Source organism: Eudoraea sp. (assembly GCF_039969275.1).
Lineage (GTDB): Bacteria > Bacteroidota > Bacteroidia > Flavobacteriales > Flavobacteriaceae > Eudoraea.
The window spans coordinates 94,672-114,648 of record NZ_JBDVOC010000007.1 but is presented as its reverse complement, the minus strand read 5'-3'; the positions used below and the strand labels follow the sequence as shown (position 1 = coordinate 114,648).

The 19,977-nt window shown below is 36.8% G+C and carries 18 protein-coding genes and 1 riboswitch; of the genes, 17 read left to right on the top strand and 1 reads right to left on the bottom strand.

Annotation, left to right across the window (positions count from 1 at the left end; translation table 11 throughout):
* Nucleotides 1–29: 29 nt before the first annotated feature.
* From ABJH90_RS05135 to ABJH90_RS05080, 12 genes are all read left to right on the top strand, one after another.
* Nucleotides 30–1,202 (top strand): aminotransferase class I/II-fold pyridoxal phosphate-dependent enzyme, encoded by a 1,173-nt coding sequence (locus tag ABJH90_RS05135; protein ID WP_348137191.1) that lies wholly within the window; start codon nt 30–32, stop codon nt 1,200–1,202.
* A 37-nt stretch (nt 1,203–1,239) separates the two neighbouring features.
* Nucleotides 1,240–1,653, top strand: a complete 414-nt coding sequence (locus ABJH90_RS05130; protein ID WP_348137189.1) for an Rrf2 family transcriptional regulator — start codon at nt 1,240–1,242, stop codon at nt 1,651–1,653.
* Between the two features lie 177 nt (nt 1,654–1,830).
* Nucleotides 1,831–2,094, top strand: a complete 264-nt coding sequence (locus ABJH90_RS05125; RefSeq protein ID WP_348137187.1) for a DUF2061 domain-containing protein — start codon at nt 1,831–1,833, stop codon at nt 2,092–2,094.
* 22 nt (nt 2,095–2,116) lie between these two features.
* Nucleotides 2,117–2,740, top strand: coding sequence for a phosphoadenosine phosphosulfate reductase family protein (locus tag ABJH90_RS05120; RefSeq protein ID WP_348137185.1), 624 nt, complete (start codon nt 2,117–2,119; stop codon nt 2,738–2,740).
* Between the two features lie 116 nt (nt 2,741–2,856).
* Nucleotides 2,857–4,947 carry a nitrite/sulfite reductase gene (locus tag ABJH90_RS05115; protein WP_348137183.1) on the top strand — a complete coding sequence of 697 codons (2,091 nt, stop codon included), beginning with the start codon at nt 2,857–2,859 and terminating at the stop codon, nt 4,945–4,947.
* Nucleotides 4,940–5,704, top strand: coding sequence for a uroporphyrinogen-III C-methyltransferase (gene cobA, locus ABJH90_RS05110; RefSeq protein ID WP_348137181.1), 765 nt, complete (start codon nt 4,940–4,942; stop codon nt 5,702–5,704). Before ABJH90_RS05115 ends, cobA begins: the two co-directional genes overlap by 8 nt.
* Nucleotides 5,704–6,288, top strand: coding sequence for a bifunctional precorrin-2 dehydrogenase/sirohydrochlorin ferrochelatase (locus tag ABJH90_RS05105; protein WP_348137179.1), 585 nt, complete (start codon nt 5,704–5,706; stop codon nt 6,286–6,288). The genes cobA and ABJH90_RS05105 overlap by 1 nt, the downstream gene beginning before the upstream one ends.
* A gap of 249 nt (nt 6,289–6,537) precedes the next feature.
* Nucleotides 6,538–6,659, top strand: a riboswitch (SAM riboswitch).
* 163 nt (nt 6,660–6,822) lie between these two features.
* Nucleotides 6,823–7,842 (top strand): homocysteine S-methyltransferase family protein, encoded by a 1,020-nt coding sequence (locus ABJH90_RS05100; RefSeq protein ID WP_348137177.1) that lies wholly within the window; start codon nt 6,823–6,825, stop codon nt 7,840–7,842.
* 3 nt (nt 7,843–7,845) lie between these two features.
* Nucleotides 7,846–10,614 (top strand): methionine synthase, encoded by a 2,769-nt coding sequence (gene metH, locus ABJH90_RS05095; RefSeq protein WP_348137175.1) that lies wholly within the window; start codon nt 7,846–7,848, stop codon nt 10,612–10,614.
* Between the two features lie 104 nt (nt 10,615–10,718).
* Nucleotides 10,719–11,672 carry a methylenetetrahydrofolate reductase [NAD(P)H] gene (gene metF / locus ABJH90_RS05090; protein WP_348137173.1) on the top strand — a complete coding sequence of 318 codons (954 nt, stop codon included), beginning with the start codon at nt 10,719–10,721 and terminating at the stop codon, nt 11,670–11,672.
* Between the two features lie 169 nt (nt 11,673–11,841).
* Nucleotides 11,842–12,942, top strand: a complete 1,101-nt coding sequence (locus ABJH90_RS05085) for an acyloxyacyl hydrolase (protein ID WP_348137171.1) — start codon at nt 11,842–11,844, stop codon at nt 12,940–12,942.
* Nucleotides 12,943–12,971: 29 nt separating this feature from the next.
* Nucleotides 12,972–13,760, top strand: a complete 789-nt coding sequence (locus ABJH90_RS05080; RefSeq protein ID WP_348137169.1) for a head GIN domain-containing protein — start codon at nt 12,972–12,974, stop codon at nt 13,758–13,760.
* A 5-nt stretch (nt 13,761–13,765) separates the two neighbouring features.
* Here ABJH90_RS05080 and gldA read toward each other — a convergent pair whose 3' ends face one another.
* A complete protein-coding gene (gene gldA / locus ABJH90_RS05075; protein WP_348137167.1) occupies nt 13,766–14,662 on the bottom strand; it encodes a gliding motility-associated ABC transporter ATP-binding subunit GldA in 897 nt (298 codons plus the stop codon).
* 399 nt (nt 14,663–15,061) lie between these two features.
* Between gldA and ABJH90_RS05070 the strand changes: the two genes are divergently transcribed.
* The 5 genes from ABJH90_RS05070 (at nt 15,062) to ABJH90_RS05050 (ending at nt 19,850) form a co-directional block, all read left to right on the top strand.
* A complete protein-coding gene (locus ABJH90_RS05070) occupies nt 15,062–15,889 on the top strand; it encodes a prephenate dehydratase (protein ID WP_348137165.1) in 828 nt (275 codons plus the stop codon).
* Complete coding sequence (locus tag ABJH90_RS05065) at nt 15,886–17,031, top strand: aminotransferase class I/II-fold pyridoxal phosphate-dependent enzyme (RefSeq protein ID WP_348137163.1); 1,146 nt, start codon at nt 15,886–15,888, stop codon at nt 17,029–17,031. The genes ABJH90_RS05070 and ABJH90_RS05065 overlap by 4 nt, the downstream gene beginning before the upstream one ends.
* Nucleotides 17,032–17,120: 89 nt before the next feature.
* Complete coding sequence (locus tag ABJH90_RS05060; protein ID WP_348137161.1) at nt 17,121–17,987, top strand: prephenate dehydrogenase; 867 nt, start codon at nt 17,121–17,123, stop codon at nt 17,985–17,987.
* 2 nt (nt 17,988–17,989) lie between these two features.
* A complete protein-coding gene (locus tag ABJH90_RS05055) occupies nt 17,990–19,096 on the top strand; it encodes a bifunctional 3-deoxy-7-phosphoheptulonate synthase/chorismate mutase type II (protein WP_348137159.1) in 1,107 nt (368 codons plus the stop codon).
* Between the two features lie 79 nt (nt 19,097–19,175).
* A complete protein-coding gene (locus ABJH90_RS05050) occupies nt 19,176–19,850 on the top strand; it encodes a head GIN domain-containing protein (protein WP_348137157.1) in 675 nt (224 codons plus the stop codon).
* The last annotated feature ends 127 nt before the right edge of the window (nt 19,851–19,977 follow it).

Here is a 19,977-nt window from a genome sequence, read left to right as displayed (position 1 = left end):
TTTTTGAATAATCCTGCTAATAGAAAAAGATGAAAAATAAAAAATTTGAAACTGAGGCGATACGTACTCAAATAGAACGTTCAAAGTTTTTGGAACATTCAAGTCCAATGTACCTTACATCCAGTTTTATTTTTGAGGATAGTGAAGATATGAGGGCCTCTTTTGCGGAAGAAAAAGAGCGAAATATTTACTCGAGATATTCTAATCCTAATTCATCAGAGTTTATAGAAAAAGTATGTAAAATGGAAGGTGCAGAGGATGGATTTGCTTTCTCCTCGGGGATGTCGGCTGTTTTTTCAACCTTTGCCGCCTTGTTAAGCAGTGGAGATCATATTATTTCGGCACGAAGTATTTTTGGTGCAACTCATAGTCTTTTCACTCAGGTTTTTCCAAAATGGAATATTAGCCACAGCTATTTTAAAATTGGGGAATTAGAAAATTTAGAAAAACTAATTACACCAAAAACCAAAATACTCTTTGCAGAATCCCCAACAAATCCAGGCGTTGATATTCTCGACCTTGAAGCACTTGGCAGGTTTTCAAAAAAGCATAAACTTATAATGATTGTCGATAATTGCTTTGCTTCTCCTTATTTGCAGCGGCCCATAGAATTTGGAGCGGATCTGGTAATTCATTCCGGGACTAAACTCATGGATGGACAGGGTAGGGTATTGGCCGGTATTACGGTAGGTAAAAGAGATTTAATAGATCAAATTTACCGGTATTCAAGAATAACCGGCCCTGCATTATCTCCTTTTAATGCATGGGTTCTGTCCAAAAGTCTGGAAACTTTGGGTGTAAGAGTAGACAGGCATTGTGCAAATGCACTTAAGGTGGCCGAATTTTTAGAAGGTAATAAAAGTGTTAATTGGGTAAAGTATCCATTTTTAAAATCTCACCCTCAATTTGAACTTGCCAGAAAGCAGATGAGGGCGGGCGGTTGTGTGGTTGCATTCGAGTTAAAAGGCGGGCTTGATGCAGGGAAGAAATTTTTTGATTCCATTGGGTTATTATCTTTATCTGCCAATTTGGGAGATACCCGAAGTATAGTTACTCATCCTGCATCCACTACACACAGTAAGTTGTCTGGAGAAGAAAGGATAGAATGTGGTATAACTGATGGCATGGTGAGAGTCTCAGTTGGTCTGGAGCACATAGATGATATTATTAGTGATATAGAACAGGCGTTGGATAAGATATGAGACATAGGAATATTCCTATTTTAACTATCTTCGCATAATGCTTTCTAAAAAGACGAAATACGGATTAAAGGCCCTGACTTATTTGGCATCTCAAAGTAAAAGAGAGCCAGTTCAGATTTCGGAAATTGCAAGGCATGAGAATATTTCTCAAAAGTTTTTAGAAAGTATTTTACTCACTTTGCGCAAAACAGGTTTTTTAGGATCAAAGAAGGGAAAAGGAGGAGGTTATTACCTAATAAAGGAACCTGGCGAAATTCTTTTGACAACCGTTATTCGTGTGTTGGAAGGACCAATTGCCATGGTTCCTTGTGTAAGCCTTAATTTTTATGAAAAGTGCGACGACTGCCCCGATGAAAATAAATGCGCTGTCCACAAATTAATGCTTCAGGTACGTGACAGCGTCCTTGAAGTCTATAGAAATAATACCCTTGCTGATCTTATTTCGGAATAAAATTTCTTCAAAAATTTTGGTATAACAATGAATCATTCTCAATAATTGCCTGGTTTTTTAATTAATCTACTAAAACTATAGGAGTAAAGTAATATTTCAAAATAAATAACGTCTTACTTTGAAATAATATTCTATTTTTGAATACTCTATTAAACCGATAGGAATTAAATAAAACAAATGATTGCAGACCAATTTATAATTAATAAAGAAGCAGCAAGTGCCAGTTATAAAACGGACAGGGCTTCGGATCAGCCAAAACGAAGTATTGCCAAGTCTATTAGCTGGCGGGCCATTGGTACATTAGATACCATAATAATATCGTGGATTATTACGGGCACTCTTTCTCTGGCATTTTCTATTGGATTGGTAGAATTGGTCACAAAGATGGTCTTGTATTTTTTACATGAACGATTGTGGAACACTATTAAATGGGGGAGGTAATTTTAACTTTAAAAAATAAGATATGAGTTTGACAACGCAGGATATAGAACATTTAAATAATCACTTTAGAGGAATACCTCCCGAAGAGATAATTTCATGGGCAATTCTTTATGGTTCCAAATCTGTAGTTACTACCAATTTCAGACCATATGAAGTAGCGATATTAAATGCGGTTACCGAAGTTAAATCGGATATTCCTGTTATATGGTGTGATACCGGATATAATACACCCAACACCTACAAACATGCGGAAGAATTAATCTCTGGTTTGAACTTAAATATTAAATTGTTTGTTCCTAAGCAGACTACCGCACATAGAGATGCGGTGATGGGGATTCCGGATATTGATGACTCCAGGCATAAAGAATTTACAGAACAAGTGAAACTGGAACCTTTCCGACGAGCAATGGCTGAGCACAAACCAGACGTTTGGTTTACGAATCTTAGAAAAGGTCAGACTGCTTTAAGAGATACATTAAACATCTTAAGTTTAAGTGAGGAAGGAGTCCTCAAGGTAAGTCCGTTTTACCATTGGAATGATACACGCCTGGACGCCTATTTGAATGCAAGAGGACTACCAAACGAACACAACTATTTTGACCCAACCAAGGTTTTAGAGAACAGGGAGTGCGGTTTACACACTTAGGACACAAAAAGAGAAAAGCTTACTACCGGTCTGCAGGGTAATTGAAACATATTATTAATGACCATTTATTTTAATATAACCTATTAAATATATAGGAATAATAGGAAATTAGTATTATGCAAAGTTTTAGAACCGAAATAGAAAACCCCATTGTAGAGAAGGATATCATTGAACTCGAGAAAAAAATCAGGGAGTTCAAAGGAGGTTCTATTGACGAGGAAAAATTCCGAAGTCTGCGCCTGGCCCGAGGGGTTTACGGACAAAGACAGCCGGGAGTTCAAATGATACGTATTAAATTACCCTATGGTAAAGTAAGTTCAAGGCAATTGCGCAGGATTTCAGATGTTGCAGACGAGTATTCTACGGGCAGACTGCACATTACCACCCGGCAGGACATTCAGATTCATTATGTAGACCTGGAACGTACCCCTGAACTTTGGGCGCAACTAGAGAAGGATTCAGTAACACTTAGAGAAGCATGTGGGAATACTGTACGAAATGTTACAGCTAGTGAAACAGCAGGAATAGACAGAGATGAACCATTTGATGTTTCACCCTATGCTCAGGCCATTTTTGAATATTTTTTAAGAAATCCTATAGGTCAGGAAATGGGCCGTAAGTTTAAGGTTTCTTTTTCTTCAAGTGATGCGGATACAGGACTTTCTTATATGCACGATCTTGGTTTTATCGCCAAAATACAGGAAGGTGTTAAGGGCTTTAAGGTAATGTTAGGTGGCGGACTGGGTTCGCAACCTCGTCATGCAGATGAGCTGTTTACCTTTCTTCCTGCCAGTGAAATAATTCCTATGATGGAAACTGTTGTTCGAGTTTTTGACAGATATGGTGAAAGAAAGAGCAGGGCAAAAGCAAGATTAAAGTTTCTTTTAAAAGACTTGGGCCTTGAAGCCTTTAAAGAATTATTAATTGCGGAAAAGAAGGCGATCCCTTTTCAAAAGTACCCTATTAATATTAGTACTTATCCCAAGGTGGTTATTTCAAATGAGAAGGCTCAGGATGTAATTATAGATGATATTGAAGCTTTTGAACAATGGAAAACTACCAATCTGGTGTTACAAAAACAATCCGGATATGTAGCTGTTGGGATAAAGGTATTGTTAGGAGATTTTTATACAGAAAAAGCCAGATTGCTGGCTGATCTGATTGAAAAGTATGCGGCGGGTGAAATTCGTTTAACATTAAGACAGAATATAATGATTCCCTATGTAAGGAAATCCCTGATTCCATTTTTCTATACCGAACTTAAGAAAATGGGATTTGCAGATGCCGGCTATAATAAGGCATTAGATATTACTGCTTGTCCGGGTACCGATACCTGTAACCTTGGTATTGCAAGTAGTACGGGAATTGCTACGGAATTAGAGCGCGTTATCAAGGAAGAATACCCACAATATGTAAATAATGCCGATGTGGTCATTAAAATTAGTGGCTGTATGAACGCATGTGGTCAGCATTCCATGGCCAATATTGGTTTTCAAGGGATGTCTATACGCACTAAGGAGAAGCTGGTAGTACCTGCTTTGCAGGTGTTACTTGGAGGAGGGAATATGGGAGACGGCCGTGGCTTATTTGCGGATAAAGTTATCAAGATTCCAAGTAAACGAGGACCTGAAGCACTCAGACAAATACTCAATGATTTCGAGATCAATGGCAAAGGAGCCTCTTATGAATCTTATTATGCGGAAAAAGGAGAGTATTATTTTTATGAACTTCTTAAGCCACTCACAGATATTGAAAATTTATCTTCAGAGGACTATTTGGACTGGGGAAGCAATAAACGGTATCAAAAAGCAATAGGAATAGGAGAGTGTGCAGGAGTGGTGATAGATTTGATCGCCACATTATTGTTTGAAAGTGATGAAAAGATAAAAAATGCGAAAGAAGGCATTAGTGAACAAAAATGGGCCGCTAGTATTTATTATTCTTATTCTTCAATGGTTAATACTGCCAAAGCACTTTTAACTGCGGAAAAAACCAAGACAAATACACATAACAGTATAATAAAAGACTTTAACACCTATTTTATCGCAAACGGTAGAATAACACTGAATTCCTCATTCGAAGATTTGGTATTGCAATTAAACAAAAATGAGCCTAATGAGACTTTTGCCAAAAACTACTTAGCTGATGCTGAGGAATTTTTGAATAAAGTAGAATCCTACAGAAAACTCGAACTGATACATGCATAAAAGAGCAAAGTTAACGGTTGTAGGCGCAGGTCCGGGAGATTTGGAGCTCATCACTTTAAAAGCAATTAAAGCATTGCAGGATGCAAATGTTGTTCTTTATGACGCTCTTGTGGATAAAACCTTATTAGAATATGCCTTTAAAGCAGAGCATATTTTTGTAGGTAAGCGCAAAGGTTGTTATGCCTTTCAGCAAGATCAGATAAATGAATTAATTGTGCAAAGAGCAGAAAGTCGGGGACATGTGGTTCGATTAAAAGGAGGAGATCCTTTTGTTTTTGGCCGTGGGTCAGAGGAAATGGCTTATGCAGCCAAATATGGTCTGGAAGTGGCTATGGTTCCTGGTATATCTTCGTGTATTGCAGTTCCCGCATCTCAAAATATTCCGGTTACCAAACGAGGCTCTGCAGAGAGTTTTTGGGTGATTACAGGAACTACTAAAGAACATAAACTCTCGGGAGATATTCAACTCGCTGCTAAATCCAATGCTACAGTGGTCATATTAATGGGCATGTCAAAACTCTCGGCTATAGTAGAATTATTTATCAAAGAGAACAAATCAGATACTCCCGTTGCAATTATTCAGAATGGCACAAAAGAAGAAGAACAAGTTGGCATTGGAACAATTAATACTATAGAAAATATAGTAGATAAACAAAAACTAACGAACCCGGCGATCATAGTCATAGGCGAAGTAGTAAAAAATCGAAATCAAATAATTCAGATAAGCCACCAACATCAATTTCAAATCACAGAATAATGGAAAGGAATAATTTATATCCGATTTTTCTTAAATCGCGATCTCTCCATATTTTAATAGTAGGAGGAGGTAATGTAGCTGAAGAAAAATTAGCCTTTTTAACTAAGTCCAGTCCGGATGCTAAAATCACAATGGTATCGCCTATGTTTCGAGAAAAGACTTTAAAGTTAGCTGCAAATTATGATGTTGAACTTATTAGATCCACTTACAATACTGAATTTCTTAATGGGAAACATTTGGTTATAGCTACCACAAATAAACCTGGTATAAACCTACAGGTTTACAATGACTGCAGAAGTATGGATAAACTTGTAAACGTTGCTGATAATCCTCCTTATTGTGATTTTTATATGGGTGGTATTGTAACTAAAGGGAATGTCAAGATAGCTATATCTACCAACGGTAAATCTCCTACTACTGCAAAGAGGTTGAGGCAATTTTTTGAAGATGTAATACCGGAAGATATTAGCAGGATGGTTCAGAATCTAAATAGTTATCGAAAAACAATTAAAGGAAATTTTGAACAGAAGGTGGATAGAATGAATGAAGTAACAGAAAACCTGGTTACAAATATTGAAGAATAATTCTGTTTCACTTTAATTTACAAACTATCTTTATTACGCATCACTTGAAGTGCCAGATTAGAGCAAATAAAACCAAAAAAGTATTTCAAAGCAGGGTTAAGTAATGAGCAATAGTATTCCTTGAAAAGTAAAAAGAAAGAGCTTATCAGGCTTGTCTATAAATGTGTTTACACCCCAAAAAAAGTACATTTTTCTTGTTTTTAAATGACAAGTGACGTTTCTTTGTGCCAGTTCATTACAACATTGACATTGTTATCAAGAAAGGTGAAGGGACTAGACCCGTTGAAACCTTAGCAACCCTTTAACTATAAAGAAGGTGCTACATTCTACCACGATGCTGCTTTTTTATGGCAACTCAGGCTAGATAACACAAAGAAAAGGCTTTACGTCATTTTCTATTTTTCTTGATATTATTATAGAATTGTTCACTATGCGCATCTAAAAAGCAGATATTTATTATGCTGATTCTAAATGTTAATGGTAGACTGGGCAAACATCCATAGTGAGTTGTTGTAATTCCTAAAAACGAATCTTATGAAGAAGATACAGGATATACTGAAAGAGCGGGTTATGATACTGGATGGTGCAATGGGCACTATGCTTCAGCGGTATAAATTCACGGAGGAAGACTTTAGGGGAAGCCGTTTTAAAGACTGGCCCTATCCACTGCAAGGCAATAATGACCTATTGACCCTAACCCAGCCAGAAGCTATTGCCGAAATTCATAGAAAATATTTTGAAGCAGGAGCGGATATTGTGGAAACTAATACATTCTCTGGAACTTCCATTGCAATGGCTGATTATCATATGGAAGATTTGGTCTATGAACTTAATTATGAGTCTGCCAAAATAGCAAAGCAGGTAGCCGGAGAATTTACTAAAAGAGAACCAAATAAACCCAGATTCGTGGTAGGGAGCATGGGACCAACCAATAAAACAGCAAGTATGTCTCCTGATGTAAATGACCCTGGATTTAGGGCAGTTTCATTTGAGGCACTGCGATTAGCTTATAAAGAACAGGTGGAAGCCTTGTTAGATGGTGGAGTGGATATTCTGATGGTAGAAACAATTTTTGACACACTTAATGCTAAAGCAGCACTTTTTGCCATTGAGGAGGTAAAACAGGCACGTAATATTCAAACACCGGTCATGGTTAGCGGCACCATTACTGATGCCTCAGGCCGAACTTTATCCGGCCAGACTGCAGAAGCATTTTTAATATCTATAGCTCATATTCCTCTATTGTCTGTTGGATTTAATTGCGCTTTGGGAGCAAAACAATTAGTACCGCATTTAGACGCCATTGCAGTTCGTACAGAAACTGCTATTTCAGCACATCCTAATGCAGGATTACCCAATGCTTTTGGTAATTATGACCAAACACCTGATCAGATGGCTGAACAAATCAAGGAATATCTGGATAAAGGCCTTATGAATATAATTGGAGGATGCTGTGGCTCTACACCCGCTCATATTACGGCGATTGCTGAAATGGCAAAGGATTATAAACCTAGAAAATTTATTTTTTCTGATGCAGAAAGGGTTCATTTGTAAAAAATGAGAAATACAAGCAACATACAAAATAATTCACAAAATGATGTGGCGGCTGGTAGTGATCCCATATCACAACCAAGATTTCTTAAGCTAGCTGGTCTGGAACCACTGGTTATTACCCCGGATAGCAATTTTATTAATATAGGGGAAAGAACTAATGTTGCTGGTTCAAGAAAGTTTCTTCGATTAATTAAAGAAGAAAAATTTGAGGAAGCCCTGGATATAGCCAGGCACCAGGTGGAAGGTGGAGCCCAGATCATTGATATAAATATGGACGATGGCCTGATAGATGGAAAACTAGCCATGACCAGGTTTTTGAATTTGGTAATGGCCGAGCCAGATATAGCCCGTGTTCCTATAATGATAGATAGCTCCAAATGGGAGATTATTGAGGCCGGATTACAACTTGTTCAGGGAAAATGTATTGTCAATTCAATTAGTCTAAAGGAAGGAGAAGAAGAATTTATTCGTCAGGCAAAATTAATACGTCTTTACGGGGCTGCAGTAATTATCATGGCCTTTGACGAAAAAGGTCAGGCAGATAATTTTGAGAGACGGATTGAAATAGCGAAACGATCTTATGATATATTAGTAAATAGTGTTCATTTTCCGCCAGAAGATATCATTTTTGATCTTAATATTTTTCCTGTTGCAACCGGAATGGAGGAACATAAACAGAATTCAGTAGACTTTATTGAAGCTACTGCCTGGGTTCGGAAAAACCTACCTTATTGCAGTGTTAGCGGGGGAGTGAGCAATGTGTCTTTTTCATTTAGAGGTAATACACCCGTTCGTGAGGCAATGCATTCGGTTTTCTTGTACCATGCTATTCAGGCCGGTATGAATATGGGAATTGTTAATCCTGCCCTACTTGAAGTCTATGACGATATTCCAAAAGATTTACTGGAAAGGGTAGAAGATGTCATTTTAAACAGAAGGGATGACGCCACGGAACGTCTCCTCGATTTTGCTGAAACTGTGGTGGGCAAGGCAAAGGATAGCAAAGTAGATGATTCATGGCGAAAAGAGCCACTTCAGGAAAGAATTACCAGGGCTTTGGTAAAGGGAATAGATCAATACATTGTATCAGATGTGGAAGAAGCAAGGCTCGCCGTCGTTAAGCCTATTGAGGTAATTGAAGGCCATTTAATGAAAGGGATGAATGTGGTTGGGGATCTCTTCGGAAGTGGAAAAATGTTCCTGCCACAGGTAGTAAAGTCTGCAAGGGTAATGAAAAAGGCTGTTGCTTATTTATTGCCTTATATTGAAGAAGATAAAGACAATGTATCACAGTCCGCTGGTAAAATCTTAATGGCAACGGTTAAGGGTGATGTACATGATATAGGCAAGAATATCGTAAGTGTAGTACTGGCATGTAATAACTATGAAATTATTGATTTGGGCGTTATGGTTCCACCTGAAAAAATAATTCAAAAAGCTAAAGAAGAACAAGTTCATATAATAGGATTAAGTGGACTTATTACTCCTTCTCTGGATGAAATGGTTCATCTGGCACGCGAAATGGAGCGCCAGGGTTTTAAAATACCATTATTGATAGGAGGGGCAACAACCAGTAAAGCACATACTGCAGTAAAGATTGATCCGCAGTACAGCGCCTCTGTAGTTCATGTAAATGATGCCTCGAGGGCCGTTACTGTTCTGGGTGACCTGTTACATAAAGATTCTGCTGATGATTATAAGGCATTGGTTAAAACTGACTATTCTTCCTTCAGGGAGAAATTTCTAAGTCGGGGGAAACAAAAGGAATACCTAAGTCTGGAAGATGCAAGAAAGAATAAGTTTCATATAGACTGGGATGCTTCTGATATTGTAAAACCAAATAATTTGGGGATAAAGGTCATTAGGGATATGGACCTTGATCTTTTGGAGGAATTTATAGATTGGACACCATTTTTCCGAAGTTGGGACTTACATGGAAAATACCCTGCAATATTAAGCGATGAAATTGTTGGGGAGCAGGCTACTGAGTTATATGAGGATGCCCAGTCAATGCTGAAAAAGATATTCGTTGAGAAATTATTGACCGCAAAAGCGATTTTCGGGCTTTTTTGTGCTAATACAATTAATGATGATGATATTGAGGTACTTACTCATCCTGTAAATACAGATACTGCTGACAAAAAAGAGGAAAATAAGCATCTTGTTTTTAGGACTTTGCGCCAGCAATCCAAAAAAAGACAAGGTATTCCGAATATAGCCCTGGCAGATTTCATAGTGCCCAAAGATTCTGGAATACAGGATTATATTGGCTGCTTTTGCGTTACAACTGGTTTTGGCACAAATGAACTTGCTGAAGAATACGAGAAAAACCATGATGATTACAATGCTATTATGATTAAAGCATTGGCCGACAGGCTTGCTGAAGCCTTTGCTGAGTATTTACATAAAGAAGTGCGAATGAAATATTGGGGATATGCAGCAAAAGAAAAACTCTCCAATGAAAATTTAATAAAAGAAGAATACAGGGGAATAAGGCCGGCACCGGGCTACCCGGCATGTCCCGATCATACCGAAAAATTGACAATCTGGGAATTACTGAACGTAGACAAGGAGATTGGAGTTAAATTGACAGAAAACCTTGCTATGTTCCCAGCGGCCAGTGTAAGTGGATATTATTTTGCACATCCGGAGGCTCGATATTTCGGATTGGGTAAGATAACAGAAGACCAGATTGTTGATTATGCCGGGAGGAAAGAAATTGAATTGAGTGAAGCAAGGAAATGGTTAGCCCCAAATACAGCTGATGAATAAGTGTAAGATCCTGCTGAATTTAATCTGGATCAATGAGTTACCAGGATAAAAATATAATAGTCAAAAAAATTTTGAACTATAAATATTAAATAGTAGTAAGATTAATGAAAGTCACCGAACATATAGAAAGGGCAAAAGGGAATACGCTATTCTCTTTTGAAATTATCCCTCCGGTTAAAGGAAGAAACATAAAAGAGCTATACGATAATATTGACCCTTTAATGGACTTCAACCCACCCTTTATAGATGTCACTACTTCCAGGGAGGAGTATATTTATATTGACAAGAATGGACTTTTAGATAAAAAACTCACACGAATGCGGCCAGGTACTGTTGGGATTTGCGCTTCAATAAAGCACAAATATGATGTAGATACCATTCCACATGTACTATGTGGTGGATTTACAAAGGAAGAAACAGAATATTTACTGGTTGACTGTCACTATCTGGGGATAGACAATATTATGGCCCTTAGGGGAGATGCGATGAAAGAAGAGAAATATTTCGAACCCTCAAAAGGGGGTCACGTGTACGCATCAGAACTGGTAGAGCAAATACATAATCTAAATTGCGGCCAATATTTACATGAGGTTGTGGAGACAGATTATTGTGCAGATTTTTGCATTGGTGTAGCGGGATATCCTGAAAAACACATGGAAGCACCTTCTTTACAGACAGATTTAAAATGGCTGAAGAAAAAAGTTGAACTTGGCGCCAATTATGTAGTGACACAAATGTTTTTTGATAATAAAAAGTTTTTTGCCTATGTTAAAGCAGCCAGGGATATGGGTATAACCGTACCCATAATTCCCGGGATAAAACCCATAGCCGTAAAAAGACATTTACAATTATTACCTCAGGTGTTTCGAATTGACCTTCCACAGGACTTAATTGAAGCCGTGGAAAACTGTAAGAATAATAAGGAAGTTAGACAGGTTGGGATTGAATGGGCCATTGAGCAATCAAAAGAATTAAAGGAGGCAGGAGTCCCTGTTCTTCATTATTATTCTATGGGCAAATCAACTAATATTAAAGCTATAGCTGAGGCTGTATTTTAATTGAATAGGGCCTTTTTGTAGCTCAATTTATTTTAAAAGTAGGGCTACTCAACTAAGTTATCTGCGGAATTGATATTCTTTGTTTACTAAATACCTTCCAGAAATATCCTGATAAGAACCCTGATCATATGGAGTAAATTACTCGTAATATTTGCTACTTTTACACCCAATGGACACCAGATTTTTTTACGCATGCCTACTTTCCTGTCTGTGGTGTTTTTCCCAAAAAGAAGAAACACCTAAAAAGTTTACCATAGATGCCAATCCCTTTTATGGTTCTATTATCCTTCACAACACGGATATTTCTCATTTAATCAATGCACATCCTGCAGGAGTTATTCTTGGGTTTAATAAGAAAAATTTTGGCTCTAAAGAATGGCATCAGGAATATAACTATCCAGATACGGGGATTTCATTTATTTATCAGGATATGAAGGATGAAATCCTGGGTACAAATTTTAGTTTGTACGCACATTATAATTTTTATTTCTTTAAACGGAACATGCAATTCAGAATTGGTCAGGGCTTAGCCTACAATACCAATCCCTACGATAAGAATCAAAATTTCAGGGGTAATGCCTACGGCTCCCACATAATGAGTTCTACCTTATTTATGCTCAATTATCACAAGGAACAATTATTCAAGAACTTGGGAATTAAAGTAGGAATATCGATTATTCATTATTCCAATGCCAACGTGAAAGCACCCAATACTTCTACGAATACATTTGCCTTTAATGCGGGACTTGTTTACAATTTGAATGGTAATGAAGAAATTGTTTATATAAAGAATCCTGATAAAGAAAAAATTACCCAACCAATTAAAGCTAATCTTGTCTTTAGAACCGGTATTAATGAGAGTGATGTGGTTAATTCGGGTCAGTTTCCGTTTTATATTTTCTCAGCTTATGCGGATAAACGCTTATCCCGAAAAAGTGGAATACAACTGGGAGCGGATGTGTTTTTTTCTAATTTTTTAAAAGAATTGATTCGTTATCAGTCAATATCCTTTCCTGAGTTGGATGTTGATCCCGATACAGATTATAAACGAGTGGGTATCTTCCTGGGATTTGAACTCTATATTTCTAAATTAAGTGCTATCGCTCAGCTGGGTTATTATGTTTATTACCCTTTTGATTTTGAAGGAAAAGTGTACAATAGAATTGGTTTAAAATATTATTTTGGAAAAAAATTATTTGGTGCAGTTACTTTAAAATCCCATGGTGCTGCAGCCGAAGCGGTAGAGTTAGGACTTGGAATACGATTATAGAAATTATTAGCAATAAGTTAATTTGAGGAATGAAGACTAAAGTAACGTATTTGAAAAGTAAATATCTGCAAGTAGTAGTGGTGGTTTTTGGACTTATTTTTTTGATGAGTTGCAATGGTGATAATGCACCGGACTGTTTCCAAAACGCAGGTGACACAATACGTGATGTAATCCCGGTAGAAAGCTTTACAAAAATAACCGTTAATGAAAATACTAAATTGGTCCTTAAAGAGGGGAGTGATACATTGGTAGAAGTTGAAACCGGTGAATTTTTGCGTAACGAAGTGAAAGCTGAAGTTAAGGATGGGAGACTCTTGTTAACGGATACCAATAATTGTAATTTTTTCAGAGAATACGGCCTTACTACTTTTTATGTTACCGCGCCAAATATTACAGAAATCAGAAGTAATACGGGCTTTTCTACAGTTAGCGATGGGGTATTGGCCTATCCTCAGATTACTCTAATATCTGAAAGCTTTAATGATCCCGAAAACCTGACAACAGATGGTGAGTTTGACCTGGAATTGGCATCACAGAATGTCAATGTAGTGGTTAACGGGATAGCATATTTTAAACTTAGAGGAAATTCCGCCAATTTAAGTGTTGTAGTTGCGGCTGGGGATACCAGAATTGAAGCGGTATTACTATTAGTTCAAAATGTAACTCTTGATCACAGAGGAAGCAATGATATACTTATTAATCCACAGGAGTCATTAAGAGGCACTATTAGGGGAACCGGGGATGTACGGAGTTATAACCGTCCTGATATAGTAGAAGTGCAAGAACTCTATAGAGGAAGATTAATTTTTGATGACTAACTCATTTAATTGCTGGTTAATTCGGTAAATAAACCTTCCAGATTTTTATTCTTGCGACTAAGTTGTAGTATTTTGAGTTTATTGTCATGGGCAAAATCAAAAACAACTGATCGCATATCTTCAGAAGTACCAAATGTAATTTCATAAACGAACCCCACTGTGTTAACGACCTTCGTAACCTTAGGTAGTCTTTCCAGGAATGCTTCTTCCACGCGATAATCAAATTCAACTTCAATTATTTGTTCATTCTCCTCCCTTAGATCGGCAAGTTTTTTATCTGCCACCAGAATTCCTTCATTAATTATAAGGACCCTGTCGCAAACAGCTTCTACTTCTTTCATGATATGAGTTGATAGCAGGATGGTCTTTTTTTTGCTGATCTGCTTAATAAGTTTTCTAATTTCAATAAGTTGATTAGGATCTAAGCCTGTTGTGGGTTCATCTAAAATTAGTACTTCAGGATCATGAAGAAGAGCGGAAGCAAGGCCTACTCGCTGTTGATATCCTTTAGATAATGCCCCAATTTTTTTATGGGCTTCCGGGCTCAATCCGGTTTGTTCTATTACCGTGTCTATTCTTTTTTTGGATACTTTATAAACTTCCGCATTAAAAGCAAGATATTCCTTTACATACATGTCTTTGTAGAGGGGGTTATGTTCCGGTAAATACCCTATACTTTTTTGTACTTCTCTTGGCTTCGTGAGCACGTCATGCTCATTAACAAAAGCGTCGCCTTTGTCGGCTTTACTGTAAGTGGTCAGAATTTTCATCATGGTAGATTTCCCTGCTCCGTTTGGACCTAAGAATCCTACGATCTCGCCTTTATTTATCTCAAAAGACACGCTATTTAGAGCTTTTTGCGAACCAAAACTCTTAGAGATATTTATGACCTTTAAAGACATGTGCTAATTTTTTTGTAAAAATAAACATTGCAAGTATAAGCTCGAATATCGTTTGCATATTTTTGATTAATCAATTGAAAGTTTAAAGAGTAAGAAGTATGACCTTACTTTAAGTAATGTTAAATTCTCAAAAAAAAATTACATTTAAAAAATTATCCGCAATGAAATCGAGGATACTGTGAATATTCAAAAAAATATACTTATAAACCGCGAATTTTAAATTTAATATTTACCTTAGCCAAAGATTTGTAGAAAAATGACTCGTAATTATTTTTGGAATGGTTTCTATTTTTATTTCTTTTTTAAAAGAAGTACGGGACTGTTTTAGAATATTGTGAACAATATATCAGATAAAGTCCCGTGAAATACGGGATTTTTTTTTGAAAGTAACTTAACCATATGGGTTTTAAAATAGCCATACAGGGAATTAAAGGTTCTAATCATCATCAGGTGGCTTTGGAATATTTTGGTAATGATATAGATTTAGTGGAATGCTTGTCATTCCATAAGTTGGTAGACCAATTGCTTAATAAGCAAGCGGATAAGGGAGTAATGGCTATTGAAAATTCAATTGCAGGATCAATAATACCTAATTATGCCCTTGTATATCATAATAATTTGCACATTATTGGGGAATATTATCTGAATATCCATCACAATTTGATGGTTTTAGATGGGCAGCGATTGTCAGACATTAAGGAAGTCAGATCACATCCAATGGCTCTATTACAATGTAGAGAGTATTTAAAGTCTCAACCCCATATAAAAATGGTTGAAGATGTTGATACTGCAGAAACAGCCAAACAAATTCAGGATAAACAATTGAAAGGGATAGCCGCAATTGCTCCGGCAGTGGCTGCAGATCTATACGATTTAGAAATCATTGAGCCTGAAATACAGACCATAAAGAATAATTCTACAAGATTTATCATTGTAAAGACGCAGAATAAGGAAATTCCAAAAGAAGAGATCAACAAAGCTTCCATACGTTTTATAACAGATCATAAGAGAGGAAGTTTAGCTGCGGTTCTGAATGTTATGAGTGATTGCAATTTGAATTTGACCAAAATACAGTCGTTACCGATTATTGAAACACCATGGAAATATGCATTTTTTGTGGATATAACTTTTGAGGATTACAATCATTTTGCTAAGGCGAAATCATTATTGGAAATAATGTCCGAAGATTTCATGGTTTTAGGTGAATATAAAAATGCTCGTTTATGATACAAACTGCTGATCGTTTACAGACCATAGAGGAGTATTATTTCTCTAAAAAATTGAGGGAAGTCAGGGGAATGGCATCTGCGGGAAAACCAATAATAAATATTGGTATAGGTAGTCCGGATCTTCCACCATCTGAAGCTGTAATTACTTCTTTTCAGAATTCTGTAAGGCATGCGGGTGCGCATCAGTACCAAAGTTATCAGGGGCTGCCTGAGCTAAGAGAAACAATAGCGCAGTTTTATAAGGAAAAATTTAATGTTGATGCAGATCCATCTAATGAAATATTACCCCTTATGGGTTCCAAAGAAGGGATAATGCATATTAGTATGGCCTTTTTAAATGAAGGTGATGAGGTGTTAATTCCCAATCCAGGTTACCCTACCTATACTTCGGTCAGCAAATTAGTCGGAGCTGTTCCAAGGCAATATGACCTGCTTGCTGACCATGGCTGGTTTCCAGATTTAGAAAGCTTAAAGCAGGAAGATTTGTCTGGTGTAAAGCTAATGTGGATAAGCTACCCTCACATGCCTACAGGTGCTACAGCAAATCCTCAGCAATTTGAAACTTTGGTGGCCTTTGCAAAAAAGCATAACATATTATTGGTAAATGACAACCCTTATAGTTTTGTTTTAAGTAAGAATCCATTGAGCATTTTAAGTGTGAAGGGAGCCAAGGATACTGCTTTAGAACTCAATTCTCTTAGCAAAACTTTTAATATGGCAGGTTGGAGAGTGGGAATGCTTCTGGGGAATGAAAGGAATGTAAATGCGATTTTAAAAGTAAAAAGTAATATGGACTCCGGAATGTTTTATGGAATTCAAAAAGGTGCCATAGAGGCATTAAAAAGTGGTAAAGAATGGTTTGATCAATTAGATGCCATATATAAAGCTCGCAGAAAGTTGATGTTTCAATTGGCAGATAAACTCCGGTGTACCTATGACCCTAATGCCGTAGGGATGTTTGTTTGGGCTAAACTACCGAATGGATCACCGAATTCAGAAGATTTTATAGATCGAATATTACATGATAAGAATATTTTCATTGCACCTGGGACTATTTTTGGCAGCAATGGAGAGGGCTATATCAGATTTTCACTTTGTATTACAAAATCAAAGATAAAAGAGGCTATCGACAGGTTTTAAACCGCTATGCAAAATGAAAACAAGAACTGGAATTTAATAAAGGATATCTTAAGAATTACAAATAGCATAAAGGCTTATAAGTTAAAAAAATGAAGGTAATAATAGTAGGTATCGGATTAATCGGGGGTTCAATGGCCAGGGACCTTAGATACAAGTATCCTGAGGTATCAATCTATGGGATGGATGCAAGTGCAGCCCATCTTGAAGAAGCTGTTAGGCTGCAACTTATAGACGGCATTGCAAGATCAAAAGAATTATCAGAGGCTGATATTGTTATAGTTAGTATCCCTGTGGATGCAATTGTAAAGGAACTTCCAAAATTATTGGATGTCATTGGTGACGATTCTTTGGTGATAGATGCAGGTTCAACAAAATCAGAAATTTGCAGTGTTGTGGCAGATCATCCAAGAAGAAGAAATTTTCTGGCTTGTCACCCTATTGCCGGTACTGAATTTTCGGGTCCTTCCGCTGCTATTTCGGAACTGTTTGAAGGTAAAACAAACATCATTTGCGAGGTAGAAAAAACTGCATTCAAACTTCAGGAAAGGGCATTAAGTATTTTTAGTAGTTTGGGTATGCGCATAAGATATATGAATCCTGAAGCACATGATCACCATATTGCCTATGTCTCCCACCTATCTCATATAAGCTCATTTATGCTTGGTAAAACGGTAATTGAAAAGGAGAAAAACGAGCGTGACATTTTTGACATGGCGGGTAGTGGATTTGAAAGTACAGTAAGATTAGCAAAAAGCTCACCGGCCATGTGGACCCCTATTTTCGAACAAAACAAAGAGAATGTCGTAGAGACTTTGGATGAATATATTCAGAACCTGGAAGCCTTTAAACAAAAACTAATTGATAATAATTTTGAAGGCATATATAAAGAAATGGACAATACCAATAAGATAAAATCAATATTAAAAGGAATACCACAAAATAGTAAAGACAGATAATAATGGAGAATTCAAAAAATTTAAGATCATGGTTAGATGATATGAAATTATCACATCCCCTGGTAATAGCAGGACCATGTAGCGCAGAAACTGAAGATCAGGTATTGGGAATAGCCCATGAGCTTAAGGATACAGATGTAAACTACTATCGCGCTGGTATATGGAAGCCGAGAACCAGGCCCGGAAACTTTGAAGGAGTTGGAGCTATTGGTCTCAAGTGGTTACAAAAAGTAAAAGAAGAAACCGGGCTTAAGACAGCCACTGAAGTAGCTAACAAAAATCATGTAGATCTTGCATTGGAACATGATGTAGATTTGCTGTGGATAGGTGCACGCTCTACCGTTAGCCCGTTTATAGTTCAGGAAATTGCTGATGCTTTGGAAGGAACGGACAAAATTGTCCTGGTTAAAAACCCTGTAAACCCTGACCTTTCTTTATGGCTAGGAGCAGTAGAACGATTATCAAAGGCTAATATTAAGAAGTTGGGAGTAATACACCGAGGTTTTTCTACCTATGAGAAAACCAAATACCGAAATATCCCGGAATGGCAGATGGCTATTGAATTGCAGACCAAATTTCCGGATCTCCCTTTAATTAATGACCCCTCACATATTAGTGGTAACAGGGAATTGATATTTGATATTTCACAGACCGCCCTGGATTTGAATTATGATGGATTAATGATTGAAACACATCATGACCCGGATAATGCCTGGAGTGATGCGGCTCAGCAGGTTACTCCTAAAAAATTGGTACAAATCATGGAAGACTTAAAAATTAGAAAGGAAACAGATGAGGAAGCAGAATACAACCAAAAAATTAATAATCTGCGGACTCAAATTGATATTATTGACAATCAGCTTATTGACACCCTTGGCAAGCGAATGAAAGTTTCAGATGGGATAGGTGAATTAAAGAGACAACGTAATGTTGCCGTTCTTCAAACGAATCGATGGAATGCTATATTAGGCAAAATGATCCTGGAAGGTGAATCTAAAGGATTGAGTGAAGAATTTGTACTTCGCATGTTTAAGGCTATTCACCAGGAATCAATAAATCATCAGGAGAAAATCATAAATGCTGCTGAGAGCGTAAAAATTAAAAGTTAAATATTTTTAAGATCCTTATATAAAGTGTAACAAAAATTAAATAACGGTATCTTTAATAAAACTAGTAACACAAATAATTATGAAAAAAGTAATGTTGTTTTGCATGTTTCTTATTGCCTTTAATGGCTTTTCACAAACCATGCTTGACAAAGAAGTTGGAGATTTTCAGGAAATAAAAGTTTATGATCTAATTGAAGTGAACCTTATTAAATCTGATGATAACCGTATAGTTATTAAAGGGCATAATGTTTACGATATCACATTCGTTAATAAGAATGGAGTTTTAAAATTACGTATGGAGCTGGAAAAAAAGTTCCAGGGCGAGGATACCTTTGTAGAGGTTTATTATACAGATTTGCGAACTATAGACGGAAATGAAGGAGCTAAAATTGTCTGTAATGAACTTGTTCAAAAGGAGAAGATAGAAATAAGAGCCCAGGAAGGATCACATATAAAAATTGGAATGGATGTCAAGGATGTGGAAATGAAGGCGGTCACAGGAGGTAAAATTGAGGCATCCGGATTGGCTAAAAATCAAATAATTGTTATAAATACCGGTGGAGTATTTGAAGGCAGGAAATTGTTAACAGAAGTAGCAAGTGTAAATATTTCAGCAGGCGGAGAGGCAGAACTTTACGCTTCACAAAAATTGGATATCAGTGTAAAGGCAGGAGGGGATGTATATGTATATGGAAATCCAAAAGATGTAAATAAAAAAACTCTGGCTGGAGGAAGAATAATTTTTAAAGACTAAAAAATTAAACTAATAATTAAATAACCCGGTATTTTTGCCGGGTTTTTTTGTAGCATTATTTTTTTTTCATAAATCCTTGTGTAGATTACTGGTTTTTTGGCCTTTCCTACTAAAATATACCGCCCCA

Bases quoted from the DNA above. Each gene is read 5' to 3' on its own strand.
- ABJH90_RS05105 (WP_348137179.1), top strand. From the start codon at position 5,704: ATGGAAAGGAATAATTTATATCCGATTTTTCTTAAATCGCGATCTCTC.
- ABJH90_RS05085 (WP_348137171.1), top strand. From the start codon at position 11,842: ATGGACACCAGATTTTTTTACGCATGCCTACTTTCCTGTCTGTGGTGT.
- ABJH90_RS05130 (WP_348137189.1), top strand. From the start codon at position 1,240: ATGCTTTCTAAAAAGACGAAATACGGATTAAAGGCCCTGACTTATTTG.
- ABJH90_RS05060 (WP_348137161.1), top strand. From the start codon at position 17,121: ATGAAGGTAATAATAGTAGGTATCGGATTAATCGGGGGTTCAATGGCC.
- metH (WP_348137175.1), top strand. From the start codon at position 7,846: ATGAGAAATACAAGCAACATACAAAATAATTCACAAAATGATGTGGCG.
- ABJH90_RS05080 (WP_348137169.1), top strand. From the start codon at position 12,972: ATGAAGACTAAAGTAACGTATTTGAAAAGTAAATATCTGCAAGTAGTA.
- ABJH90_RS05120 (WP_348137185.1), top strand. From the start codon at position 2,117: ATGAGTTTGACAACGCAGGATATAGAACATTTAAATAATCACTTTAGA.
- gldA (WP_348137167.1), bottom strand. From the start codon at position 14,662: ATGTCTTTAAAGGTCATAAATATCTCTAAGAGTTTTGGTTCGCAAAAA.
- ABJH90_RS05050 (WP_348137157.1), top strand. From the start codon at position 19,176: ATGAAAAAAGTAATGTTGTTTTGCATGTTTCTTATTGCCTTTAATGGC.
- ABJH90_RS05055 (WP_348137159.1), top strand. From the start codon at position 17,990: ATGGAGAATTCAAAAAATTTAAGATCATGGTTAGATGATATGAAATTA.
- ABJH90_RS05065 (WP_348137163.1), top strand. From the start codon at position 15,886: ATGATACAAACTGCTGATCGTTTACAGACCATAGAGGAGTATTATTTC.
- ABJH90_RS05070 (WP_348137165.1), top strand. From the start codon at position 15,062: ATGGGTTTTAAAATAGCCATACAGGGAATTAAAGGTTCTAATCATCAT.
- ABJH90_RS05125 (WP_348137187.1), top strand. From the start codon at position 1,831: ATGATTGCAGACCAATTTATAATTAATAAAGAAGCAGCAAGTGCCAGT.
- ABJH90_RS05135 (WP_348137191.1), top strand. From the start codon at position 30: ATGAAAAATAAAAAATTTGAAACTGAGGCGATACGTACTCAAATAGAA.
- ABJH90_RS05100 (WP_348137177.1), top strand. From the start codon at position 6,823: ATGAAGAAGATACAGGATATACTGAAAGAGCGGGTTATGATACTGGAT.
- ABJH90_RS05115 (WP_348137183.1), top strand. From the start codon at position 2,857: ATGCAAAGTTTTAGAACCGAAATAGAAAACCCCATTGTAGAGAAGGAT.
- cobA (WP_348137181.1), top strand. From the start codon at position 4,940: ATGCATAAAAGAGCAAAGTTAACGGTTGTAGGCGCAGGTCCGGGAGAT.
- metF (WP_348137173.1), top strand. From the start codon at position 10,719: ATGAAAGTCACCGAACATATAGAAAGGGCAAAAGGGAATACGCTATTC.